This window comes from Geodermatophilus sp. SYSU D01105 (genome assembly GCF_054050095.1).
In genome coordinates this window covers 30104-53442 of record NZ_JBJGYR010000010.1, presented here as the reverse complement: position 1 = coordinate 53442, position 23339 = coordinate 30104, and the positions used below count along the sequence as shown (strand labels likewise).

The 23339-nt window shown below is 76.1% G+C and carries 20 protein-coding genes; 7 read left to right on the top strand and 13 right to left on the bottom strand.

Annotated elements, in window-relative coordinates:
* Window positions 1-31: 31 nt before the first annotated feature.
* From ACI79I_RS11400 to ureA, 4 genes are read right to left on the bottom strand one after another with little or no spacing between them, the layout of a single operon-like run.
* Window positions 32-1381, bottom strand: coding sequence for an MFS transporter (locus tag ACI79I_RS11400; protein WP_456992454.1), 1350 nt, complete (start codon window positions 1379-1381; stop codon window positions 32-34).
* Window positions 1378-3069 carry an amidohydrolase gene (locus ACI79I_RS11395; RefSeq protein ID WP_456992453.1) on the bottom strand — a complete coding sequence of 564 codons (1692 nt, stop codon included), beginning with the start codon at window positions 3067-3069 and terminating at the stop codon, window positions 1378-1380. The genes ACI79I_RS11400 and ACI79I_RS11395 overlap by 4 nt, the downstream gene beginning before the upstream one ends.
* Window positions 3066-4754 (bottom strand): urease subunit alpha, encoded by a 1689-nt coding sequence (locus ACI79I_RS11390; protein ID WP_456992452.1) that lies wholly within the window; start codon window positions 4752-4754, stop codon window positions 3066-3068. The genes ACI79I_RS11395 and ACI79I_RS11390 overlap by 4 nt, the downstream gene beginning before the upstream one ends.
* Window positions 4751-5323, bottom strand: coding sequence for an urease subunit gamma (gene ureA / locus ACI79I_RS11385; protein ID WP_456992451.1), 573 nt, complete (start codon window positions 5321-5323; stop codon window positions 4751-4753). The genes ACI79I_RS11390 and ureA overlap by 4 nt, the downstream gene beginning before the upstream one ends.
* A gap of 203 nt (window positions 5324-5526) precedes the next feature.
* Between ureA and ACI79I_RS11380 the strand changes: the two genes are divergently transcribed.
* The gene (locus ACI79I_RS11380; protein ID WP_456992450.1) at window positions 5527-7440 is read left to right on the top strand and encodes a protein kinase domain-containing protein; all 1914 of its coding nucleotides are present in this window, start codon (window positions 5527-5529) and stop codon (window positions 7438-7440) included.
* A gap of 74 nt (window positions 7441-7514) precedes the next feature.
* Window positions 7515-8747 carry a low temperature requirement protein A gene (locus ACI79I_RS11375; protein ID WP_456992449.1) on the top strand — a complete coding sequence of 411 codons (1233 nt, stop codon included), beginning with the start codon at window positions 7515-7517 and terminating at the stop codon, window positions 8745-8747.
* 72 nt (window positions 8748-8819) lie between these two features.
* Here ACI79I_RS11375 and ACI79I_RS11370 read toward each other — a convergent pair whose 3' ends face one another.
* The 3 genes from ACI79I_RS11370 to ACI79I_RS11360 form a co-directional block, all read right to left on the bottom strand.
* Complete coding sequence (locus ACI79I_RS11370; protein WP_456992448.1) at window positions 8820-9572, bottom strand: SDR family oxidoreductase; 753 nt, start codon at window positions 9570-9572, stop codon at window positions 8820-8822.
* A gap of 325 nt (window positions 9573-9897) precedes the next feature.
* Window positions 9898-10101, bottom strand: coding sequence for a cold-shock protein (locus ACI79I_RS11365; RefSeq protein WP_456992447.1), 204 nt, complete (start codon window positions 10099-10101; stop codon window positions 9898-9900).
* Between the two features lie 779 nt (window positions 10102-10880).
* Window positions 10881-11015: a hypothetical protein gene (locus ACI79I_RS11360; RefSeq protein WP_456992446.1), complete on the bottom strand. Its 135-nt coding sequence runs from the start codon at window positions 11013-11015 to the stop codon at window positions 10881-10883.
* Between the two features lie 119 nt (window positions 11016-11134).
* Between ACI79I_RS11360 and ACI79I_RS11355 the strand changes: the two genes are divergently transcribed.
* Window positions 11135-11272: a hypothetical protein gene (locus tag ACI79I_RS11355; protein ID WP_456992445.1), complete on the top strand. Its 138-nt coding sequence runs from the start codon at window positions 11135-11137 to the stop codon at window positions 11270-11272.
* Between the two features lie 36 nt (window positions 11273-11308).
* Here the strand turns inward: ACI79I_RS11355 and ACI79I_RS11350 are convergent, their stop codons facing one another.
* From ACI79I_RS11350 to ACI79I_RS11335, 4 genes are read right to left on the bottom strand one after another with little or no spacing between them, the layout of a single operon-like run.
* Window positions 11309-11887: a nitroreductase family protein gene (locus tag ACI79I_RS11350; protein ID WP_456992444.1), complete on the bottom strand. Its 579-nt coding sequence runs from the start codon at window positions 11885-11887 to the stop codon at window positions 11309-11311.
* Window positions 11884-12207: a DUF6092 family protein gene (locus ACI79I_RS11345; RefSeq protein WP_456992443.1), complete on the bottom strand. Its 324-nt coding sequence runs from the start codon at window positions 12205-12207 to the stop codon at window positions 11884-11886. Before ACI79I_RS11345 ends, ACI79I_RS11350 begins: the two co-directional genes overlap by 4 nt.
* Complete coding sequence (locus ACI79I_RS11340) at window positions 12204-13829, bottom strand: FAD-dependent monooxygenase (protein ID WP_456992442.1); 1626 nt, start codon at window positions 13827-13829, stop codon at window positions 12204-12206. Before ACI79I_RS11340 ends, ACI79I_RS11345 begins: the two co-directional genes overlap by 4 nt.
* A 49-nt stretch (window positions 13830-13878) precedes the next feature.
* Entirely contained in the window at window positions 13879-15447 is a 1569-nt protein-coding gene (locus ACI79I_RS11335) for a class I adenylate-forming enzyme family protein (protein ID WP_456992441.1), read from the bottom strand.
* Window positions 15448-15757: 310 nt separating this feature from the next.
* Here ACI79I_RS11335 and ACI79I_RS11330 point away from each other — a divergent pair, with 310 nt between their 5' ends.
* The 4 genes from ACI79I_RS11330 (at window position 15758) to ACI79I_RS11315 (ending at window position 20178) form a co-directional block, all read left to right on the top strand.
* Complete coding sequence (locus ACI79I_RS11330) at window positions 15758-16420, top strand: class I SAM-dependent methyltransferase (protein ID WP_456992440.1); 663 nt, start codon at window positions 15758-15760, stop codon at window positions 16418-16420.
* 232 nt (window positions 16421-16652) lie between these two features.
* Window positions 16653-17840: a cytochrome P450 gene (locus ACI79I_RS11325; RefSeq protein ID WP_456992439.1), complete on the top strand. Its 1188-nt coding sequence runs from the start codon at window positions 16653-16655 to the stop codon at window positions 17838-17840.
* 17 nt (window positions 17841-17857) lie between these two features.
* A complete protein-coding gene (locus tag ACI79I_RS11320) occupies window positions 17858-19345 on the top strand; it encodes a serine hydrolase domain-containing protein (protein WP_456992438.1) in 1488 nt (495 codons plus the stop codon).
* A gap of 86 nt (window positions 19346-19431) precedes the next feature.
* A complete protein-coding gene (locus ACI79I_RS11315) occupies window positions 19432-20178 on the top strand; it encodes an HpcH/HpaI aldolase family protein (RefSeq protein ID WP_456992437.1) in 747 nt (248 codons plus the stop codon).
* A 36-nt stretch (window positions 20179-20214) separates the two neighbouring features.
* On the opposite strand, the gene ftsH is transcribed toward ACI79I_RS11315, so the two are convergent.
* Together ftsH and ACI79I_RS11305 are read right to left on the bottom strand one after the other, a co-directional pair.
* Complete coding sequence (gene ftsH / locus ACI79I_RS11310) at window positions 20215-22278, bottom strand: ATP-dependent zinc metalloprotease FtsH (protein WP_456992436.1); 2064 nt, start codon at window positions 22276-22278, stop codon at window positions 20215-20217.
* A 52-nt stretch (window positions 22279-22330) separates the two neighbouring features.
* Window positions 22331-23317, bottom strand: coding sequence for a thioredoxin family protein (locus ACI79I_RS11305; RefSeq protein ID WP_456992435.1), 987 nt, complete (start codon window positions 23315-23317; stop codon window positions 22331-22333).
* Between the last annotated feature and the right edge of the window lie 22 nt (window positions 23318-23339).

Below are 23339 nucleotides of genomic sequence, written 5' to 3'. Positions count from 1 at the left end.
CTGCCGGGGATGGTGCCGCACCCGGCGGCGCTCAGGTGACGACGACCTCGTCGCGCACGCGCATCCGCTCACCGACGAACCCGCCCACGACGGTGATCAGCGAGACCCCGATCAGCAGGACCGCGGGCACCCACGGGTCGTTCCCGATGGCACCGGTCATGGCGCTGGCCACGAAGGGCAGGAACCCGCTGAGGGCACCGGCGATGTTGTACGCCAGCGCGACCCCGCTGTAGCGGTACCGGGCGGGGAAGAGCTCGGTGAGCAGCGCGCCCGTGACGGCGTACGCGACCGAGAGGGCGGCGATCCCGGCCGAGATGGCGAGGACGACGGCGGCGGCCGAGCGGGTCGTCAGCAGGGCGAAGACCGGGTAGGCCAGGAGGGCGCTCGCGACGCCGCCCCAGAACGTCATCCGGCCGGGGCCGAGCCGGTCGGCGAGCCGGCCGATGACGACGATGACGACCATCTCGACGACGGCGGCCACGAGCGTGGCGTTGACCATGAGGCCGCGGGACAGGCCCAGGGAGTCGACGCCGTAGCTGATCGCGAACGTGGTCAGCACGTAGAACCCGCCGACGCCGAGGAACGCCGCGGCGATGGCGACGACCAGCCGCACCCAGGCGTGCCGGAACACCTCACCCGCTGGGATCTTGGGCCGGTCGGCCTCGTGCCTGAGCAGCTCGTCGAAGATCGGCGACTCCTCCACGCGGCGGCGGATGTAGAAGGCGACGACCAGCAGTGGGAACGCGGCGAGGAACGGCAGCCGCCAGCCCCAGGAGTCGAAGGTCGCGTCGGGCAGCAGCAGGACCAGGGCGAAGGCGCCCGAGGACATCAGCGTGCCCACCGGGGAGCCCAGCTGGGGCAGGGCGGCGTACCGGCTGCGCTTGTCCGGCGGGGCGTGCTCGACGGCCAGGGTGACCGCGCCGCCCCACTCGCCGCCGACGGCGACGCCCTGCGCGAGGCGCAGGAGCACCAGCAGGGCCGGTGCGGCGACGCCGATGGCGGCGAAGTCCGGCAGCAGGCCGATCAGCCCGGTCGCCGCGCCGATCAGGACCACCGTGATCAGCAGGGCGGGGCGGCGGCCGATGCGGTCCCCGACCGCGCCGAAGACGACCGCTCCCACCGGCCGGGCGACGAAGCCGACGCCGAAGGTGGCGAAGGCGGCCAGCGTCGCCGCCGTGGGGTCGAGCGTGCTGAAGTACAGCCGGTTGAACACCAGGGCGGCGGCGGTGCCGAAGAGGAAGTAGTCGTACCACTCCAGGGCGGTGCCGACGAAGGCGGCGAAGGCGACGCGACCGGCGTCGCGGCTGCTCACGGTCGCGTGCGGCGTCGCGGTGCGGGGACCGGCCCCGGCTCCGCCCGGGACGGCGGTCGAGTCGCTCATGGGTGCGCTCCTCGGGTGTGCTGGTCGGGTGCGGGCGGCAGGTCCTGGCCGGCGAACACACCGGTGTCGTGCACCGGCGTCCCCCCGAGCAGCGTGGCCAAGACGCCGATGGCGCCGATCCGGTCGGCGTCGACGCGCTGCGGGTCGTCGCTCAGGAGCACGAGGTCGGCGAGCTTGCCGGGGCTGACGCTGCCGCGGCTGCGCTCGTCGTGGCTGGCCCACGCCTCGTCGATCGTGTAGGCCCGCAGCGCCTGGGTCGCGCCGACGCGTTCGTCGGCGCCGATCACGGCCCCGCCGGAGGACAGCCGCTGGACCATCGACTGCATGCCGAGCAGCGGGGCACCGGGGGCGACGGGCCGGTCGGAGCTGCCGGGCACCCGCAGCCCCGCGTCGAGGAAGGAGCGGTGCCGGTAGAGCCAGTCCGCCCGTTCCGGGCCGACGGCGGCGGCCATGGTGTCGCCCACCGCGTACAGGAAGCGCGGCTGCGGGACGGGCACCACGCCCAGGGCGGCGAAGCGGGCCAGCTGGTCGGGGCGGACGACGCCGGCGTGCTCGATGCGGTGCCGGACGTCGTCGCGCGGCGAGGACCGCCCGGCCTCGGCGAAGGCGTCCAGCGCCAGGTCGACGGCGTCGTCCCCGATGGCGTGGGCGGCCACGCGCCACCCGGCGCGGTGCGCGTCGACCACCAGGCGGCGCATCCGGTCGGGGTCGTCCTGGTACACCGCGGTCCCGTGGTCGCAGAAGGGGGAGGAGAGCGCGGCGGTGCGGCCGATGAGCGACCCGTCGAGCCAGATCTTCATGGGGCCCAGGCGCAGCCGGTCGTCCCCGAAGCCGGTGCGCAACCCGAGGTCCAGGCCCACGCCGATGCCGTCGTCGGGGTGCGCCCGCAACGGGTGCAGGGTGTCGCTGGCGACCATCAGCTCCACGCGGGTGCGCAGCAGCCCCCGCTCCCGGGCGGCGGTGTAGGCCGCGGCCTCGACCGGGGTGCGGCCCAGCAGGCCCAGGCCGATGCCGGCCTCGACCACGTGGGTCAGGCCCTCCGCGGCGTAGACGGCGCTCGCCCGGCCGAGCGCCGCCGCGACGTCGTCCACCGGATAGGGCTTGACGAGGGCGTCGACCAGCTCCTGGGCCCGCTCCTGGAGGAGCCCGGTGGGCGACCCCGCGCCGTCCCGGACGACGACCCCTCCGGCGGGCGCGTCGGCGTCGCCGTCCAGGACGCCGCAGCGCCGCAGCACCTCGCTGCTGACGACGCTCATGTGGCCGGAGCGGTGCTTGAGCCACACCGGCCGCCCCTCGCCGGCCCGGTCCAGCAGCTGACGGTCGGGGTGGGCGCCGATGACCGTGTCGTCGTAGCCGGAGCCCACCACCCAGGCGTCGCGGGGCAGGGCGGCCGCGTCGCGCGCCACGGCCTCCTCGACCGCGGCGAGGGTGCCGGCCGCGGAGAGGTCCACCTCGCCCAGGGACTGGCCGAACCACGCCATGTGGTTGTGCGCGTCGCCGAACCCGGGCACCACCACGGCACCGTCGCCGTCCACGACCGCCCGCGCGGGCAGCGCCTCGACCTCCTCGTCGAGGCCCACGATGCGGCCGCCGAGCACGCCGACGGCCGAGGCCGTGGGACGCGCGTCGTCGACGGTGACCACGTGCACGTCGCGCAGCAGCAGGTCGAGCACGGTCGCTCCGTTCATGCCAGGGAGTGCAGGCGGGTGAGCGGCAGGTCGGCGGCGTGGTGCACCGGCACCGGAGCGCCGTCGACGAGGACCGGGCCCGGTCCGGTCGGCACGCTGACCGCGGGCGTGGCGGTGTTGTGGACCATGTCCGCGCTGGTCAGCCCGCGGCTCGCCCGGACCGCGGCGTAGCGCACGCCCGAGGGCAGCGACCCGCGGGAGCGGGCGTCGGCGAGGCACTGCTCGGAGACGAAGACCCGCGACAGCCGGCGCGGCGCGGCGCCCAGCCCGCCGAAGTAGGGCCGCAGCACGCGTGGCTGGGTCAGCCGCGTGGAGCCCGATCCGGACCCGGAGGTGCCCCACGCGACGAAGCCGGACTTGAGGACGAGCTCGGGTGCGGTGCCGAACCGGGCCGGGTGCCACAGCGCGATGTCGGCGAGCGCGCCCGGCCGCAGCGCGCCCACCTCGTGGGCCATGCCGTGCGCGATGGCCGGGTTCAGCGTGATCTTCGCCAGGTACCGCAGCACCCGCGCGTTGGCCGGGTGGTCCGGCCCGGCCTCCCCGGCCAGGTGCGCCTGGACGTGGGCCACCTGCCAGGTGCGCCGGGCGGTCTCGGCGATGCGGCCCATCCCCATCGAGTCGGAGTTGACGATGCTGATGGCGCCCAGGTCGTGCAGCGCGTTCTCCGCGGCGATGCCGTGCTCGCGGACGCGGCTGCCGGCGATCGCGACGTCGCTGTCGACCCCGGCGTGGCCGCGGTGGACGGTCAGGGTCATCGGCAGCAGCTCCTCGACGGTCGCGCCGGTCAGCGGCAGCGTCGGCGTGGTCGAGGAGGTCAGGACGTGCGGCTCGGTCACCACCTGCAGCAGGTCCGGGTGCCCGCCACCGCCCTCGACGTGGTAGGCGTGCACGGTGCGGCCCCGGGTGGCCGACAGCGTGTCGGCCAGCGCGCCGGACTCGTTGAGGGTGTCGGTGTGCAGGGCCACGGGCAGGTCGGCCTCCTCGGCCACGCCGAGGCAGGTGTCGACGATGCGGGGGGTCGCTCCCCAGTCCTCGTGGATCTTGAACCCGCCCGACCCGGCCAGCACGGCCCGCTCGAGCAGGTCGGGGGACGACGTCGAACCGCGGGCCAGGAAGGCCACGTTCACCGGCGCGTCGCGCCAGCCCTCGATGAGGGTGTGCAGGTTGGCCGCCGGGTTGGCGCCCACGTCCCAGACGCCGCCGATGCCCATGCCCACCAGCGAGGTGACGCCGGCGGCCAGGGCGGCGGGGACGACCTCGGGGCTGGACAGGTGCACGTGCGAGTCGACGATGCCGGGCGTGGCGATGAGGCCCTCACCGGTGATCATCGCGGTGTGGGAGTCGACGACCAGCTCGACGCCGTCGGTCGCGTCCGGGTTGCCGGCCCGGCCGGTGCCCACGATGCGCCCGTCCTTGATGCCGATGCTGGTCTTGCGCACCCCGAGGAGGGGGTCGATCACCACGACGCCCAGCACGACCATGTCCAGGGCGCTGTCCCCGGGGGCACGGTCGGTCACGAGCAGCCCGTGGCGGGCGGTCTTGCCGCAGCCGCCGAGCAGCTCCTCGCCGGGCTCGGTGTCGTCCCCCTCGATGCGCACCCACAGGTCGGTGTCCGCCAGGCGCAGCAGGTCACCGGTCGTGGGGCCGTACAGGGCGGCGTAGCGGCGGCGGGAGAGGCTGCTCACCGCCGGCCGCCCCGGGCCACGACGGGGACGACCCGGGTGGCGCCCGGCGCGAGCTGCAGGCTCACCCCGGCCGGGAGGTCGAGCCGGTAGCCCCGGACCACCTCGCGGTCGAGCTCCAGCGCCGGGTTGAGCTCCTCGAGCGGGAAGTGGGAGGAGATCCACACCGGCCGCTCGCCGCGGTTGGTCACCTCCACCGCCTGACGGTCGCGGCCCGGAGCGAGCTCGATCTCGCCGTCCTCGGTCAGGACGGCGCCCGGGCCCGCGGGGTCCGGCGGGCCGAACGGCTCCGGCACGTGCACCAGGGAGGTGCCGTGCGGGAAGAGCGCCTCCACCTGCACGCTCGGCACGGTGGTCGCCACGCCGGGCAGCACCTGGTCGGCCGCCACGACGTCCCGGGCCCTCCGGACGACCTCCCCGAGCGGCACGCCGTCCCAGGCCATCTCCAGGACCTCGTCGCAGAGCAGGGCGATCGCCTCGGTCGCTCCCAGGCGGGCGCCGCGCGCCAGCCGCCGCCGGGCCAGCTCGGCAGCGGTGAAGATCGACAGGCGCTCCTGCTCCCGGGGCGTCATGTGCACCGCGGACCTCCGGACCGTCTTCCGTCGGTGGGCGTCGAGCGGGTACCCGGCGTCCGCGCCGGTCACCCCTCGATCGCCGGGTGCCGTCCGGGACCGGACCCGCCGCGTGCGCCGGGAGCCGTGTAGCGCCCCGGATGCGGGGGAACCCACCACGGAGCGGGCAGAGACCTCGCCACACCCGTACGGACGGAGCAGGAGTGACCACGGTCGAGAGGGGCCGGCAGGTCCTGGGCGACCGCTACGAGCTCGAGCAGCTGATCGCCACCGGCGGGATGGGCGAGGTCTGGCGCGGCCACGACGACCACGTCGACCGCCCCGTGGCGGTCAAGGTCCTGCGCAGCCAGTACGCCGACAACCCGACCTTCGCCGCCCGGTTCCGCGCCGAGGCCCGGCACGCGGCCGCTCTGCGTCACCCGAACATCGCCGCCGTCCTGGACTACGGGGAGACGACGACGGAGTCCGGGGAGAACGTCGCGTACCTGGTCATGGAGCTCGTGGAGGGCGCGCCGCTGTCGGAGCGGCTCGCCGCCGAGGGACGGCTCAGCACGCAGACTGCGCTGTCGGTGCTCGAGCAGGCCGCGGCGGGGCTGGCCGAGGCGCACCGCGCCGGCGTCGTCCACCGCGACGTGAAGCCGGCGAACATCCTGGTGCGCGACGACGGTGCCGTGAAGCTGACCGACTTCGGCATCGCCTGGTCGGCGGGCAGCGTGCCGCTCACCCGGACCGGTCAGGTGATCGGCACGCCGCAGTACATGTCGCCCGAGCAGGCCCAGGGGCAGCAGGCCGGCCCCGCGAGCGACGTGTACGCCCTGGGTCTGGTCGGCTACGAGTCGCTGACCGGACACGCCGCGTTCGAGGGCGACAACCCGGTGACCCTCGCGCTCAAGCAGGTCCAGGAGCAACCGGAGCCCCTGCCCTCCGACCTGCCCGCCGGGGTGCGCGAGCTCATCGACTCGGCGCTGGTCAAGGACCCCGAGGCGCGTCTGGCCGACGGGAGCGCCTTCCTGAGCGCGGTCGAGGGGGTGATCCAGCGTCAGGCGGAGGACACCGCGTCCCGCACCCGTCCCGTCGGGCCCGCCCTCCCGCCGGTGCCCCGCGGGTCCGGGACGCCGAAGAGCCCTCCCCCGCGGCACCGGCGTCGCCGGGCGCTGGTGCTGGCGCTGGCGCTCGTCCCGCTGCTCGTCCTCCTCGGCTTCGGCGTCCTCACCGCGCTGCGCGACCCGTCCGACGGGGGAGGGGCCACCGGTGCGGTCCCGTCGCCGTCCGCATCCGCATCCGCATCCGCATCCGCATCCGCGGACGACGGCGTCGTGCTGGACGCGCAGCAGCACCTGGGGCGTCCGGTCGACGAGGTCGTCGCGGAGCTGAGCGCGCTCGGGCTCCTCGTGGAGCGGCTGGACCAGGTCACCGTCGACTCGCCCCCGGGCACCGTGACGCGGCTGGACCCGGTCGGCACGCGGCTCCACGCCGGTGACCGGGTGCAGGTCCACGTCGCGGTCGCCCCCGCCCCGCCGCCCGCCGAGGTCACGGCGGTGGAGCCCGCTGGAACCGGTGGGACGCCCGGGCCCGCGGACGCGGGGCCCCCGTCCCGGGCGGAGGACGCGGCGCCCGCTCCCGAGGAGGCCCCGGCGCGCACCGCGCCGGGGTCCGGGCCCGGTGCCGACCCCACCGCCGGGACGCCGACCGGTGCCGACACCGACACCGAGCCAGCGCCCGGCACGGCTCCGGGGACCGGCGCGCCGGGCACGGAGAGCCCTCCGGCGCCGAGCGACACGACCGACCCCGCTCCTGCGGAGGACGGCGCCCAGGAGACCTCCCCCGGGACGGGGGCACCGGAGGCGGGGACCACCGACCCCGAGACCGCCGACCCCGACGCCACCGGATCCGAGACCACCGAGCCCGACGCCACCGACCCCGAGACCACCGAGCCCGACGCGACCGGATCCGGCGGACCCAGCGACCCCGCGGGCGCGGAGGGCCCGGCCACTCCTGAGTCGGGCTCCTCGGGGTCGGGCTCATCGGGGTCCGGCCCCCCGGACCCCGGCGCGCCGGAGGACTCCTCGTCTCCGCCCGCCGGCGAGACCGACCCGGACGCGGGCGGCACCGGCTGACCCTCGGTCGCCGGTGGCCCGACGACGCGCTCCCGTCCCGGAGCGCCCCGACCCGGACTCCCTAGGCTGGCCGGGTGACGGGTGAGGACGGAGCCCCGAGGAGCCGGATCCGCGTCCCGATGACGGAGCGGGCGCCCGACGAGCCGCACCGGGCATCCAGTCCGCTGGAGCTGTTGTTCGACCTCACCTTCGTCGTGGCGATCGCCGGCATCACCGCGCAGCTGGCCCACGGGGTCGCCGAGGGTCACGGCCTCGAGGACGTCGCGCCCTTCCTGCAGGTGTTCTTCGCCATCTGGTGGGCGTGGATGAACTTCACCTGGTTCGCCTCGTCCTACGACACCGACGACGTCCCCTACCGGCTGCTGACCATGCTGCAGATGGCCGGTGTGCTGGTGCTCGCGGCCGGCGTCCCCGCGGCGTTCGAGGACTCCGACTACCGCGCCGTCACCGTCGGCTACCTGGTGATGCGCGTCGGCCTGGTCGGGCAGTGGCTGCGCGCGGCCGTCGAGCACCCCGAGGGACGCAGCACGGCACTGCGCTACGCGGCGGGCATCTCGATGGTGCAGCTCGGCTGGCAGGTGCGCCTGGTCCTGGCCCAGGCCGGCGTGCTCCCGGAGGGCTCCCTCGTCCCGGTGTTCCTCGTCCTCGTCCTCCTGGAGCTGGCCGTCCCGCGGTGGGCCGAGCGGACGCGGCGCACCAGCTGGCACCCGCACCACATCGCCGAGCGGTACGGGCTGTTCGTGATCATCGTGCTCGGCGAGAGCGTGCTGGCCGCGTCCACGGGGGTGCAGGCGGCCTTCGCGGCACGGGGCCTGCACTGGTCCCTGCTGACCGTCGGGGTCGCCTCGCTGGTGCTGCTCTTCGCGCTGTGGTGGCTGTACTTCCTGCAGCCGGCCGGGCCCGGGCTGGCCGCCCACCGGAACCGGTCGTTCCTGTGGGGCTACGGCCACTACGGGATCTTCGCGGCCCTCGCCGCCCTCGGCGCCGGGCTCGAGGTCGCGGTCGAGCAGACCGGCCACCACCTCGACGTCTCGGCGGTCGCCGTCGCGTACGCGGTGGCCGTCCCGGTGGCCGTGTTCCTCGTCCTGCTCTGGGCGGTGCACGTGCCGCTCGTGGCCCGGACGGTCATCCGCCCGGCGCTGGCCCTGGGGGCCGCCGTCGCCGTCCTCCTGCTCCCGCTGGCGGCCGACCTCCTCGGCGTCACCGCGGTCGTGGGGACCACCGCGGCGGTGTGCGCGGTGGTGGTCGCGAGGACGGTTCTGGCGTCCTCGCGCAGCGCCGGCCGGAGGGCCGCCTCCCCGTTCTGATCCCCCCGGCCGGGCAGCGGCCCAGCGGTCGGGGACCCGCGGGGCGCCTCCGGGCCACCCGGCGCCGGCGACCTACCGCCGGGGCGCGGTCCGGAGCCAGTCCTCGAAGCGGGTGTCGAACAGGACGGCGCCCTCCCCGGGCAGGAGGGTGCGCTCCTCGATCTCGGCGCCGTGGTAGCGGCCGGAGGGATCGGTGACGACGGTGCGGGGATCGGACCGGGCGCGCAGGCCGTGCCGGACCAACTCGTCGAGCCGGAAGACCTCCGGCCCGGCGACCTCGACGACGCCGTGGAGCGGTGCGCCCACGGCGGTCCGGGCGACCGCCGTGGCGACGTCGTCGGCCGCGATGGGCTGGACGAGTGCGGGTGGCAGGCGCACCGTGTCGCCGTCGGTGGCGGCCTGCGCGATGGGGACGAGGAACTCGAAGAACTGCGTCGCGTGGACGATCGACCAGGGGATCGGCGATCCCTGGATGAGCTTCTCCTGGGCGCGCTTGGCCCGGAAGTAGCCGATGCCGTTCGGGCGGTCGGTGCCCACGACCGAGAGCGCGACGTGGTGACCGATGCCCGCCGCGGCCGCGGCCTCGAGGAGGTTGCGGGTCGAGGTCTCGAAGAACTCCAGGGCGGCGGCGTCCTCGAAGGAGGGCGAGTTCGACACGTCGACGAGCACCGCGGCGCCGGCGAGCACGTCGGCCAGCCCCTCGCCGGTGATCGTGTCGACGCCGGTGGAGGGGGCGGCGGGGACCGCCTCGTGGCCCTGCGCGGCGAGCTTGCCGACGACGGAGGAGCCGATGCGCCCCGTGCCGCCGACGACGACGATCTCCATGGTCGACCTCCCGTGCCGGCGCCGGTGCGGCGGTGGGTGTGCGGACCCGGCCGACTGTCGCCGGGTCCCCGGCGCGGTCACGCCGGTCGGGGACCCCGTCACCTGACGGGTCCTCCGTCCTCCGGACCCGGGCCGCCGGGGGAGGAGGCACGAGCGATCGTAGGAGCGGCCCGATCCCCCGGACAACCACCGGAGCGACTGGGCGCTGGTCATCGAGGCGCGCTCGCGCGCTCTCGCCAGCGCCGGCCGGGAGGCCGAGGTCGGGTTCCCGGCCGGCGATCGAGCGGGGCCACGACGGACGACGCCGTGGCCCCGCTCCCGGTGCTCAGACCGCGCGGACGTTCTCCGCCTGCGGGCCCTTCTGACCCTGGGTGATGTCGAACTCGACGCGCTGCGCCTCGTCCAGCGACCGGTACCCGGTCCCGGTGATCGCCGAGAAGTGGCAGAAGACGTCGGCGCCGCCGCCGTCCTGCTCGATGAAGCCGAAGCCCTTCTCCGCGTTGAACCACTTCACAGTGCCCTGAGCCATGTCGTTCTCTTCTCCGTGCTGGGGGTGTCAGGACCGGCACTCACCGGTCCCGGGTCGCCGCACCGACCGGCAGGACCGAGAGGAACGTCAGGCAGAGACGACTGCGGACGTCCGGAAACGAAGCAGAGGCACGACAGCGACCGACGCCGACTGTACGGGGCTGTTCGCCGGTGCGGGGGCCTGCGCCCGGAACGAGGGGCAGATCTCAGGCCGGGGGGGACGCCGGTCACCACCGCAGGGGGTCGGTCAACCGGGACTGGGCCGTGCGGCACGCCCGGCAGTTCCCCCACGCCAGGAGGGCCAGCGGCGTCGTGGCGGACCCACACTCGGGGCACGCGACGGACTCGTGCGATCGCGTGCGAGCCTCGCGCAGCTCGCGGGCGCGCTCCTCGTGGATGGTCTCGTCGCCCCGGCAGGGGCAGCCGAGATGAGCGTCAGCGCAGCGTCCGCGGTGTGTGGCGATGGGGCCTCCTCCAGCCACGTCGACGCTACCCCCGCTGTCCCTCCCGAGGGCGCGCGGGACCCGCGCGCCGGGACGCCTGTGTCGCCGGCTGCTCGCGTCGCCCGACGGCGGCACCGGGGCGCGACGTCCAGGCCTCCCCGCCCGGTTCGGCGTCGTCGAGTCCCCGCTGCGGACGCCGGTCCTCGGCGATGTCGGCGCGCTCCTCGGCGCTGCCCTCCGGGAGCGGGCCGGGAGGGCGTTCGGTCGCCGTGCGGGCGTCGGGGGACTGCGGCTCGGTGCTCACGGGCCGGGTGTCACGTTCGGGGAGCCGGCGGGCTCAGCGCTCCCCGTCCCGTGTCAGCCGTTCCGTCTGCGACGTGGCGTCGGCCTTGGTCTCGCGCTCGACGCGCTCCGCCTCGATCGACGTGCCGGACTCCTCCGACATCGGGTGTCGAGGCGACCCGTCGACCATGGGTGCTCCCTCATCGGGCACCTGAGCGGCTCCGTGCCGGGCCGCTCCGCCGTCCGCGGGCCTGCCGAGTGGAGCGGTGCCGCGGTGCCGGGGACCGGGAGGAGGGGGACAGTCGTGGCATGACGGATGCGGAACCGCCCCCCGAGGTGGAGCAGCGGCTGGCGCAGGACCTGGACCCCGAGCGGCACCGGAAGCCGTCCGAGGGCGTGCCCCAGGAGCTGCCCGACGACGACGCCGAGGAGGCGCCGTCCACCTGACGGGCCGGGACGCGCGACGGCCGCCCCGGCGGGACGTCACGCGGGTGGGACCGGCGGGGGCGCCTGCTCGGGAGGGACCCACGTGGTCAGGTCGCGCCAGGTCAGGCGCCGCCCGGCCATCGGCGCGGGTCCGCCCGCGGCGGGCAGGCCCAGGCACAGGAGCATCTCGGCGACCCAGCCCTCGGGCAACCGCAGCACCACCCCGACCGCCGCGCGGCTGAACGAGGTCACGGGGCCGGCGCCGATGCCGAGCGCGTGGGCGGCGAGCATCAGGGTCGCCGCCGCCGTCCCGACGTCGATGTGCGGACCGGCGGCGTCCCGGGGGAAGCCGTACTCGGCGGCGAGCCGGCGGTCGGTGCAGATCGCGATCGCCGCGGCCGGGTGCGGGAGCATGCCCGGCGACACCATCCGCAGGACCCGCAGGGTCGGGCGGTCGTCGGTCACGACGAACCGCTGGAGGTGCCGGTTGCCGGCGGTCGGCGCCCACCGGCCCGCGTCGAGGATCGCCTCGAGGGTGGCCCGCGGCACGGGGTCGTCGGTCATCGCGCGCACCACGCGCCGGCTGCGGATGGCGGCGAGCACGGCCTCCGCGTCGCCCGCGTGCGGTCCGGTCACCCGCGCTGCCCGGCGGCGAACCGCGCGGTGAGGTGCGCCGCGAGCTCCCGGCACAGCTGGTCGAGGCCGGCGAGGTACTCCTCGCGGCCCTCGCGCGGCACCGCCAGCTCCGGCACCCGGGACAGCGGCCCCTCCAGGAAGGCGGCCGTCGCCTCCGACGACCGGGGCGCGATCCGCTGGGCGAGCCTGCGGGCGGCGGTCAGCAGGCGCATCGGGCCGTACTCGGCGGCCTCGTCCACCTGGGTCCGCGCGGCCGTGACCAGGTAGGCGAGCAGCTCCAGCGCCTCGTCCTCGTCGAGGACCCACGCCGGGCCGGTCACTGCTGCCCCGCCCGCTCCCGGTGCAGGAGCGCGGTCAGGTGCGCGGTCAGGTCCTCGTCGTCGGCGTGGGTCGACAGGTGACCGAGGTAGCCGTCGGGCCGGATGAGGGCGATCCCGCGGTGCCCGATGCCGTAGCGCCGGGCCACCGCCCCGGCGGCGTCCACCAGGGCGTCCGCGGGGGCGCCGGCCGCGTCCGGGACCACGGGGACCACCGTGCCGAGGGAGCCGAGGGCGGCGCGCAGTCGCTCGAGCACCCCGGGGTCGTCGTCGGTGCTGAGGAGCAGGTGCCCGGGCCGGCGGAGCAGGTCGCCGATCCAGGCCTGCGCGCCGGAGACCGAGGTGAGCCCCGGGACGTCCGGGGCGTGGTCCCCGGGGGAGGCGTGCCGCAGGCCGTCCCCGGAGCCGCTGACGGCGGGGCTCCCGCGGTAGGTGACGGCCGTCTCGGCCAGGCCGGACGCGACCTCGTCCTCCAGCGCCCGGACGTGTCCCAGCACGAAGAGCGCGAGGTCGCGCAGGTGGGCCGCGGCCCCCGCCGTGGCCATGGCGTCGGTCATCCGGCTCGTCGTCCGGACCACCGCGGCCCCGACGGGGTGCCGCTCGGCGTGGTAGCTGTCGAGCAGGGCCGACCCGGCCCGGCCGGTGCTCGCCAGCGCCAGCTTCCAGGCGAGGTTGACCGCGTCCTGGATGCCGGTGTTCATGCCCTGCCCGCCCGCGGGACTGTGGACGTGCGCGGCGTCCCCGGCGAGGAACACCCGGCCGTGGCGGTACTGCGGGACCTGACCGTGGTGCACCTCGAAGTAGACCAGCCACCTCGGGTCGCTGATCTGCCACCGCGCGCCCAGCCGCTGGTCGACGAGCTGCCGGGCCTGCTCCAGCGTCGGCACGGCGCCCGCCTCGGGGGCGCCCACCTGGAACATGAACCGGCCGCGGCCGCCGGGCATCGGGAACTCGGCGGCGAGTCCGTCCGGGTGGGCGGACATGCGGATGGTGTCCGCGGACACCCCGGTGCGCACGGCCACGTCGGCGAAGAGGAAGTGCTGTCCCTGGAACACGCCCTCGAGCCGGGTGCCGACGGCCGCCCGGACCCGGCTGTGGCCCCCGTCGGTGCCCACGACCCAGCCGTACCGGTGCCGCGTGGTCCCGGTCGGGGAGGTGAGCGTGACGGTCACCCCGTCGTCGTCCTGGGCCAGGTCCGCGAGGGAGATCCCGCGTTCGACAGCAACCCCCAGTTCGGCAGCCCGCGCGGTGAGGATCGCCTCCGTCCGCGGCTGGGCCAGGTCCAGCACGCGCCGGTACCGCGAGTCCAGGTCCTCGGTGGTGAGGTGCACCCGGGGCGTGGCCTCCCGCCCGGTGGCGAGCTCGATCGCCGTGATCGCGACCCCCGCGGCCGCGACCCGGTCCAGCACGCCCATCGCCGCCAGGTGCTCCTGCGTGCGCGCGTGGATGACGACCGCCCGCGACTGGTCGGTCGGTTCGGGCAGGGCGTCGACGAGCCGGACGCGGGCGCCCTGGCGGGTCAGCTCGCACGCCGCGGTCAGGCCCACCGGCCCCGCACCGACGACCAGGACGGTGCCCGGGTCGTCGGCTGCCGCGGCGCCGGGGCTGGGAGTCGGCTCGGTCATGGGGTCGTCCTCCTCGGTCGGGGGTGCCGGGCTCCGGGTTCGCGGGTGGTCAGGAGCCGGCCGTCGACCGGACCCGGAGGGCCGCGGCCCGCCGCCGGAGCTCGGGCCGGTCGGGCTTGCCCTGCTCGGTGAGCGGGATCCGGTCCATCGGCAGGACGACGACGGTGTCGGCCACCGCCCGGCCGTGCTCGGCCGCGACCGCCGCCCGGCACGCGTCGGGGAGGACGGTCCGGCCGGGCCAGGGGACGGCGGCGGCGATCCGGGTCCCGTGGTCGCGGTCCACGACGACGACGGCGTAGCGCACCTCGGGGACCCGGCAGAGCGTGTCCTGCACGCCGACCGGGGTGACCAGGACGCCGTCGACCTCGGTGCAGTCGACCCCGCGGCCGAGGACGTGCAGGTACCCGTCGCCGTCGAGGTGCCCGAGGTCCCCGCTGCGGTACCAGCCGTCGACGAAGTTCGCGGCCTGCTCACGGGGCCGGTGCCGGTAACCCTGGGCCATGGCGGGGGAGCGCACCTCGATGCTGCCGTCGCCGGCGTCGAGGCCGCCGTCGACACGGCGGAACCGGACGTCCACCCCCGGCACGACCCGGCCCGCACAGGTGAACCGGTCCAGGTGCCCGAGGTCCTGCTCGGCCGGGGTGATCGCGCTGACGATGCCCATCTCGCTGGCGCCGTAGGTGTGCGCGATGACCGGACCGAGCCGCTCGCGGGCGCGCCGCCGCAGCGTGGGCGGAGCCGCGGCACCGATGTGCGTGAGGGTGCGCAGCGAGCGCAGGTCGCGGCGGGGGGCGTCGGGGTGGTCCATGAGCTCGAACAGCTGCGGCTCGACCAGGAACAGGTCGGTGATCCCCTCGGCCTCGATCGTGGCGAGGGCGAGCGCCGGGTCGAACCGGTCCTCGAGGACGACGGTGCCGCCGCCGAGCAGGGTGACGTCGACGAGGATCTGGGTGAGGTAGGCGAGCTTGCCGTCGGCCAGCTGGCGCCGGTCCGGGCGGCTGGGGGCGGTGACGGCGGCGGTCCACGCGGTGAAGTCGCGCAGGCTGCCCTTGGGGACGCCGGTCGTGCCCCCGGAGGAGATGAGCACGGCGAGGTCGTCGGGCCGGGCGCGACAGGGCAGCGGCTCCGCCGGCTGCGCGGCGGCCAGCTCGTCCAGGCGCAGCTCCACGCCGGGCACCGGCCCCACGGCCGCCACGGGCGCGGCGGTCTCGGCCAGCAGGTGCGCGGTCTCGGGGAACACGACGACCAGCCGGGGCGCGAAGTCGACGAGCATCTGCGCCCGCTTGTCGGCCTCCGGTGGCGCGGACAGGTAGACCGAGGCCGCCCCGACCAGGTGGGTGGCGTAGCGGACGGCGAGCGCCTCGGGCCGGTTCGGTGCGAAGAGGGCGACGAGGTCGCCACGTCCGATGCCCAGCTCCAGGAGTGCCCGGGCGGTGCGGTGGATGGCCGCGAGCAGCGCGGCGGCGGTGGTGTCCCGGCCGCCGGAGCGCAGCACCGGCCGCTCGCCCTGACGGTGCAGGACGTCGACGAGGTCCTCGACGTAGGGACGGCGCCGGCCCGGACCCGGGGCCTCGCGGCGCGCGGTCGGTCCGGTTCCGGGTCGGTCGGTCCGGGTCACCGTGGCCTCCGTGGGCGGGGCGGATCCAGGGGAGGGGCGGCGCGGGTCATCGACGTGCCCGCGGGCCGTGGGCGTCACTGTGGACCACGAGCTCGGGCGGGGATCAAGGCCGCCGTCCACCGACCCGGCCGAGCACCCGCCGGTTCGGAGTGGTCGGCGCGCGCCGTGCTCACGGCGTCCGCATCCGATCGCGGTCGGTGCGCGCACGGCTCCGGGTGCGACCGGCTCCCGCCGTCGCGTTCTCCGGGCTCCCCGCCCGGCCTGCCTGGTCGCTGGCGCCACGGTCCGTCCAGGGGGTCATGCTGGGACCGTGCGCCGCCACGACCGCATCGGCCGGGGCTACGCGGCCACGCGCCGGGCCGATCCGCGGATCGCCGCCGCCGTCCACCGTCCGCTGGCGGGCATGGCGGACGTCGTGGACGTCGGCGCCGGCACCGGGGCGTACGAGCCGGGCCGCACCGTCGCGGCCGTGGAACCGAGCGCCGTGATGCTCGCGCAGCGGCCGGCCGGCGCCGCCCCGGCGGTGCAGGGCGTGGCCGAGGCGCTGCCCCTCCGCGACGGTGCGGCCGACGCCGCTCTGGCCGTGCTCACCGTGCACCACTGGCGCGACCCCCGGGCCGGGCTGGCCGAGCTGCGGCGCGTCGCCCGCCGCCGCGTCGTCGTCGTCACCTCCGACCCGGAGGTCGCCCGCACCCACTGGCTGCTCCCCGAGTACCTGCCCTCACTGGCGCGGGCGGCCGACGCCGCGCTCCCCCTCGACCACCTCCTGGAGGCCCTCGGGGGTGGCACGGTGACCACGGTCCCGGTGCCCTGGGACTGCACCGACGGCTTCGCCGCCGCCTACTGGCGCCGGCCGGCCGCCTACCTCGACCCGCGGGTCCGTGCGGCCACGTCGGTGCTGGCCACGGCCGACGCGGTGGACCTCGACGCCGGCCTGGACCGGCTGGCCCGCGACCTGCGCAGCGGGGCGTGACAGCGCCGCCACGCGGACCTCCTGGACCGCGAGGAGTTCGACGCGGGCCACCGGCTCGTCGTCACCGACCTGCCCTGAGCGCCGGACGGCGGTGCCGGGCCGGAAGTCGGTTGTCGGCGAGGGGGGCGAGGGACCATCGTCGTCTCCTGCAGGGGCTCCCGCGCGGCCGGACCGGCACCATCGCCGCCGCCCCGGGACGGCGCGGGCGCCTTCCCCGAGGGGAGGAAGCTCCATGACGACCACCCGACCGGCGTTCGAGGACCTGCTCGCCTGGCTGGAGGCCGGCCGCGCGCGGGGCCAGGTCCACTTCGACGACCGGCAGCAGTGCTGGCAGGTGCTGGGCCACCCGGAGGCCGTCGCGGTCCTGTCCGACCCGGCCGTGTTCTCCTCCGACCTGACCGCGCTGCAGCCCGACCAGGACGACTTCGCGCTGTTCTCGCGCGGCAACATCGTGCGGATGGACCCGCCGCAACACCGCAAGCTGCGCACCCTGGTCAGCCAGGCGTTCACGCCGCGGGTGGTGGCCGACCTGGAGCCACGTATCGCCGAGCTGACCACCCAGCTGCTGGACCAGGTGTCCGAGCGGTTCGACCTGGTCGACGCCCTGGCCTACCCGCTGCCGGTGATCGTGATCGCCGAGCTGCTCGGCGTCCCGACCGCCGACCGGGCGCTGTTCCGCACGTGGGCCGACGCGCTGTTCAGCCAGGAGATCGACCCCGACGAGTCCCTGCGGGAGGCCGGCGAGCGGGCCGTGGTGGCCGTCGCGCCGACCATGCGCGAGATGAACGCCTACTTCCTGCACCACATCCGGTCCCGGCGGGCGTGCCCGGGCGATGACCTGACCAGCCAGTTGGTCCAGGCCGAGGTCGACGGTGAGCGGCTGGCCGACGAGGAGATCATCGGCTTCGTCGGGCTGCTGCTCATCGCGGGGCACATCACCACCACCGCCACGCTCGGCAACAGCGTGCTCTGCTTCCAGGAGAACCCGGACGCCGCAGCCGAGGTCCGGGCCGACCCGGCGTTGCTCCCGGCCGCGATCGAGGAGGTGCTCCGGACCCGCACGCCGTTCCCGCGCCTGGCCCGGATCTCCACGGTCGACACCACGGTGGCGGGGGTGCGCATCCCGGCCGGGCAGGTGGTGCTGCCCTGGCTGACCGCGGCCAACCGGGACGAGCGCGTCTTCGCCGAGCCCCACCGGTTCGACGTCCACCGCTCGCCGAACCCGCACCTGTCCTTCGGGCACGGCATCCACTTCTGCCTCGGCGCGCCGCTGGCGCGGCTGGAGGCGCGGGTCGCCCTGCGGCTGCTGCTGCAGCGCTACCGGGACGTGGAGGTGGCCGCCGACGAGCCGTTCGAGCAGCGCAACCCCTGGACGATGGTGGCCGTCAACCGGCTGCCGCTGGAGGTCACGGCCGCCTGACCGCCCCGGCCGCGCCCGTGCACCCCCGGCTGCTCCGGCTGCTCGCCTGCACGCTGCTCGCCTGGCTCGTGGTGACGACCGGACCTGGTCCCGCCGCCGCGCAGGGGCCCGGCCCCGATGCGGCGCGCCTGACCGGCTTCCTCGAGACCGCGCTGGCCAGGACGCGCCTGCCCGGCGTGGCCGCGGCGGTGGTCGACGGCGACCGCAGCACGTTCCTCGCCGGTCTCGGGGACGACGGGCGCGGCGGCACCGTCACGCCGCGCACCCGCTTCCGGGTCGCGTCGCTGAGCAAGTCGTTCACCGCGGTGGCCGTGCTCCGGCTGGTGCAGGAGGGCCGCCTCGACCTCGACGCGCCGGTCCGCGCCGCCCTCCCCGACTTCGCGCCGCGGGAGGCGGCGCGAGCCGACCGCGTGACCGTCCGCCACCTGCTCAACCAGACCAGCGGCCTCACCGACGCCGGCTACCCCGGGATCGTCGACGACGGAGCGACCGACCTGCGCACCCGCGTCGCCCTGCTCCGCACCGCACGGCTGGCCGGCGAGCCCGGCACGCGGTTCCGGTACTCCGACCTGAACTACCAGGTGCTCGGCCGGCTGGTGGAGGTGGTCAGCGGGGTGCCGCTCGCGCGGTACCTCGACCAGCAGGTCTTCACGCCACTCGGCATGACCGACACCGTGTCCCTGACGACCACCGCGGACGGCGCGCACCTGCCCGGGCTCGCCCGCGGGTCGGTGCTGCTGTTCGGCTGCCCCGTGGCCCGTGACGAGCTCGACGGTCTCCTCGCCGGCTCCAGCGGCGTGGTGACGACGGCGGCGGACACGGCGCGCTGGCTGCGGTTCCAGACGACCGGGCGCACCCCGGACGGCGGAGCCCTGCTGTCACCGGAGCTGCTGGCGGAGAGCCACACCCCGCCCGACGGCGTCCCCGGCGGCTACGCCATGGGCTGGCAGCGGGTGCGGTCCGGCGCCGGTCCGGAGCGGCTCGAGCACACCGGCGTGCTCTCCACCTCCTTCGCCCAGCAGGTGCTGCTGCCGGGCACCGACCTGGGCTTCGCCCTGCTCTACAACGGCAACAGCGCGCTCGCCGACACCGCCTCCGTCGCCGACGGCATGGCGGCGCTGCTCACCGACCGGCCGGCACCGGGCATCCGCAGCACGCGGTGGACCGCCGCTCTGCTGGCCGCCGCCGTCCTCGCCACGGCGGTCGCGGTGGGACGGGGCCTGGTGCGGGGACCGTCCTGGGCGGCCCGTCGACGCGGCCGGCGCCGATGGGTCACCGCCGTCCGCCTGATCCCCGCCGTCCTCCCGGCGGTGCTGCTGGGCTGCCTCCCGGCGCTGGTGCGGGCCGGTCTCGGACGGACCTTCACCTCCTGGCAGCTGGCGCTCAGCGCGCCCGCGGTCGCGGTCCTGCTGACCGTCGCCGCGGTCGGGGGCCTGGCGGTGACCGCGGCCCGGTCGTGGGCACTGGTCCGCGCCCGGCCCCCCGCGGGCCCCGGACCGCGCTGACGCGGGCGGTCGCCTCGGTCGCGGGTGGTCGAGCAGTGGAGCAGGATCTCCGCGGCGAGGCGGACGACGGTGGAGGGAGGGCCCGGATGGCGCTCGGCGAGGACGACCTGCGGGAGCGGTGGTCCCAGGGGCGGGCGTGCCACGGCCTGTGGAGCCTGCTGCCCGGCGCGGTGACCGGCGAGGTGCTGGCGCGGACCGGAGCCGACTACGTCGTCGTCGACCTGCAGCACGGCGCCACGGCCGAGGCCGAGCTGCCCGGCGTCGCGGCGGCGGTCACCGCGGCGGGTTCCGTGCCGCTCGTCCGGACCCGCAGTCCGGCCTTCGCCGACGTCGGGCGGCCGCTGGACCTGGGCGCGCGGGGCGTCATCGTGCCCAACGTGCGCGATGCCGACCACGCCCGCGAGGTGGTCGCCGCCAGCCGCTACGCGCCGGCCGGGGGGCGGTCGATCGGACGGCTCTCGGGCGGGGCCGACCGCCCCCTCGTGGTCGCGATGGTGGAGACCGCGACCGCGCTCGAGGACCTCGACGCCCTCCTCGCCGTCGACGGGCTGGACGGCGTGTACGTCGGACCGGGCGACCTGTCCCTGTCGTTGGGGCTGACCGGCCCCGAGCGCCGGGAGGAGCTGCGCGGCGTGCTGTCCTCGATCGTCGCGCGGGCCGTCGCCGCAGGCGTGCCCGTCGGCGTGCACGCCTACAGCGGGGAGGAGGCCGCCGGCTTCGCCGCCGAAGGCGCGAGGATCGTCACGGTCGCCGTCGACGTCGCCTCCCTGGGCGAGGCCGTGACGCACCACCTCGGCACCGCGCGCGGCGCTCAGGAGCCGGAGCCGCGGTGACCGGGGCGGGAGATCGGCCCGTGGGCCGGCCCCGGGTCATCCGCCGTGCACCGCCGCCTCGGGTGGCAGCCCCGGCGCCCGGCCGGTCCCCGGGGTCTCCCCGCGGGCGACGGCGGCCGGCGCGGCTGCCCGGGGGATCCCGGCGGCGGCGTACGCCTCGTCCTCGTCGAGGGTCTCCCGCTCGAGCAGGGTGTGCGCCAGCCGGTCGAGCCGGTCCCGGTTGCCGCGCAGGGTGCCGACCGCCTCGGTGTAGCAGTCCTCGATGAGCCGGCGGACCTCGGTGTCGACCAGTTCCCGCGTGGCCGGTGCGACGCCGTCCCCCTCGAACGGCGAGCCCTGGTCGGGTCGGGGCAGGACCGAGACGGGACCGACGGCCGGGGACATGCCCCAGCGGCCGACCATCTGGCGGGCGAGCCGGGTCGCCTGGTCCAGGTCGCTCTCGGCTCCGGTCGTGACCTCGCCGTAGACGACGTCCTCGGCGGCGCGGCCGCCCAGCGCCCCGACGATGCGGCCGCGCAGGTACCGCTCCGTGTAGCCGTACCGGTCGTCCTGCGGGGTCTGCACGGTCACGCCGAGCGCCTGGCCGCGCGGGATGATCGTCACCCGGCGCACCGGGTCGGCGCCCGGGGTCAGCATGCCGAGCAGGGCGTGGCCGGACTCGTGGTAGGCGGTGCTCAGCTTCTCCTCCGGAGAGAGCATGATGCCGCGCACGGTACCCAGCAGGACCTTCTCCAGGGCCTCGCCGAAGTCGGTGCCGGTGACCCGCTCGTGGCCGTGCGCGGCGGCCGCCAGGGCCGCCTCGTTGACCAGGTTGGCCAGGTCCGCGCCCACCATGCCGGGTGTCGCGGCGGCCACGGCGGCGAGGTCGACCTCCGGCGCCAGCGGGACGCCGCGGGTGTGCACCCGCAGGATCGCCAGCCGCCCGCCCAGGTCCGGCGCGTTCACGCTCACCCGTCGGTCGAAGCGCCCCGGCCGGAGCAGGGCCGGGTCCAGGACCTCCGGGCGGTTCGTGGCGGCGAGGACGACGACGCCCTCGTTGCCCTGGAACCCGTCCATCTCGGTGAGGACCTGGTTCAGGGTCTGCTCCCGCTCGTCGACCCCGCCGGCGGAGAAGGCGCCGCCGCGCGCCCGCCCGATCGCGTCGAGCTCGTCGATGAAGACGATCGACGGCGCCACCTGCTTGGCCTGGTCGAACAGGTCCCGCACCCGGCTGGCCCCGACGCCGACGATCGCCTCGATGAACTCCGAGGCGGAGATCGAGAAGAACGGCACCCCGGCCTCGCCGGCCACGGCCCGTGCGAGCAGCGTCTTGCCCGTCCCGGGCGGCCCGGAGAGCAGCACGCCCCGCGGGATCCGTGCCCCGAGGCGGGTGTAGCGCTGCGGGTCGCGGAGGAAGTCGACGATCTCCCGCACCTCGTGCTCGACCTCGTCGATGCCGGCGACGTCGGCGAACGTCGTCCGCGGCCCCGCGTCGGCCTGGTAGCGGGTGGCCCGGGACCGGCCGAACCCGCCGAGGCCGGACAGGCCCGAGGTGCTCCGCCGGGCGAACCACAGCAGCAGCCCGACCAGCAGCAGGGTGGGGCCGAACCCCAGCAGGACCTGCTGGACGAGCGGGGGAGGGGCGTCCGGCGGGTCGGCGTTGACCTCGACGCCCTTGCTCTGCAGCGTCGCGAACAGGTCGTCCTCGGCGAACGTGGGCCGCTGGGTCTCCACGGTCCGGACGTCGGTCGTGGTCTCCCCGCCCGAGGTGTAGGACACCGGCTCGCGCAGGTCCCCTTGGATCGCGTTGCCGGTCGCGGTGATCGCCCGCACGTTGTCCGCGTCCACCTGCGCGACGAAGAACGTGTACGAGACGTCGGTCCGCGGCTCCGGGCTCACCAGCAGCGACATCACGACCCAGTTGACGACCAGCGCCGCGGTCACCCACCACCAGAACCGGCCGGCGCCCGGCCGTTGCGGAGGCCGGTCGCCGCTCCCGCCCGGTGCCCCCTCCACCCGCCACGGCGGCGGCCGGTCGGGTTCGGGTCGGCCGCGGAGCCGGTCCAGGAACCCGTGCCGGGGGCGGCCGGTGTCCGGGGGAGTCTGCTGGTCGGTCGCCATCGAGCCCGCCTCCCGGCGCCGTCGGTCGTCGCGGTCCTGGTCGGATCGCCGGTCAGCCGAAGGTGAGGACGTAGGCCTCCGCGCCCGGCGCGAGGAACTCGATCTCGAACTGCCGGTCGACGATCGGCTGCGGTTGCCGGACCAGCTGGTACAGCCGCTGGTCGACGATCACCCCGGTGCCCTCGTCGTCCACGTCCTCACCGCCGGCGGGCCCGGGCGGCCGCCCGTCGAGGAGCACCCGGAAGGGCACGGAGGCGCCCGGCGCCGGGGGGCCCAGGACGAGGTTCAGGTCGCGGGCGGAGAAGCGGTGGGCGATCCGCCCGCCGGCCTCCTGCAGCACGCTGGCCTCGCCGCCCACGGTCCACGTGCCCGACAGCGCCCAGGAGTTGAGCCGCAACCGGTCGGGGACCGTGTACGCGCGGGGGGCGTCGGGCGCCAGCCCGGTGGGTGAGGCGAAGTCGGTGGTGCGCGCCCAGCCGAGGTAGGTCTCCCCGGACTGCAGGTGGTCCCAGTCCGCCTCGGCCTCGACGCCCTCGCCCGCGACCGAGACGAACGGCGTCCCGGCGAGGTCGGCGCCGGTCTCGGCCAGCAGCCGCTGGATGACCATCTCCGACTGCACGAAGTCGCCCTCGCCGAAGCGGTGGTGGCGGATGCGCCCGGTCGCGTCGACGAAGTACAGCGCCGGCCAGTAGTGGTTGCCGAACGCCTCCCACACGGCGTACTCGCTGTCCAGCGCGACGGGGTGGGTGATGCCCATGGCAGCCACCGCCCGGCGGACGTTGCCGACGTCCCGCTCGAAGGAGAACTCCGGTGTGTGGACGCCGAGGAGCACCAGCCCGTGGTCCCGGTACCGCTCGGCCCAGGCGCGGATGTGGGGCAGGGTGCGGATCCAGTTGATGCAGGTGTAGGTCCAGAAGTCGACGACGACGACGTGCCCGCGCAGTCCCTCCGTCGACAGGGGCCCCGAGTTGAGCCACCCGGTCGCGCCGTCCAGCGACGGCATCCGGCGCTCCGTGCGCAGCAGTCCGGCGATGGCCATGTCGTCCCCCTCGGGTGTGGTG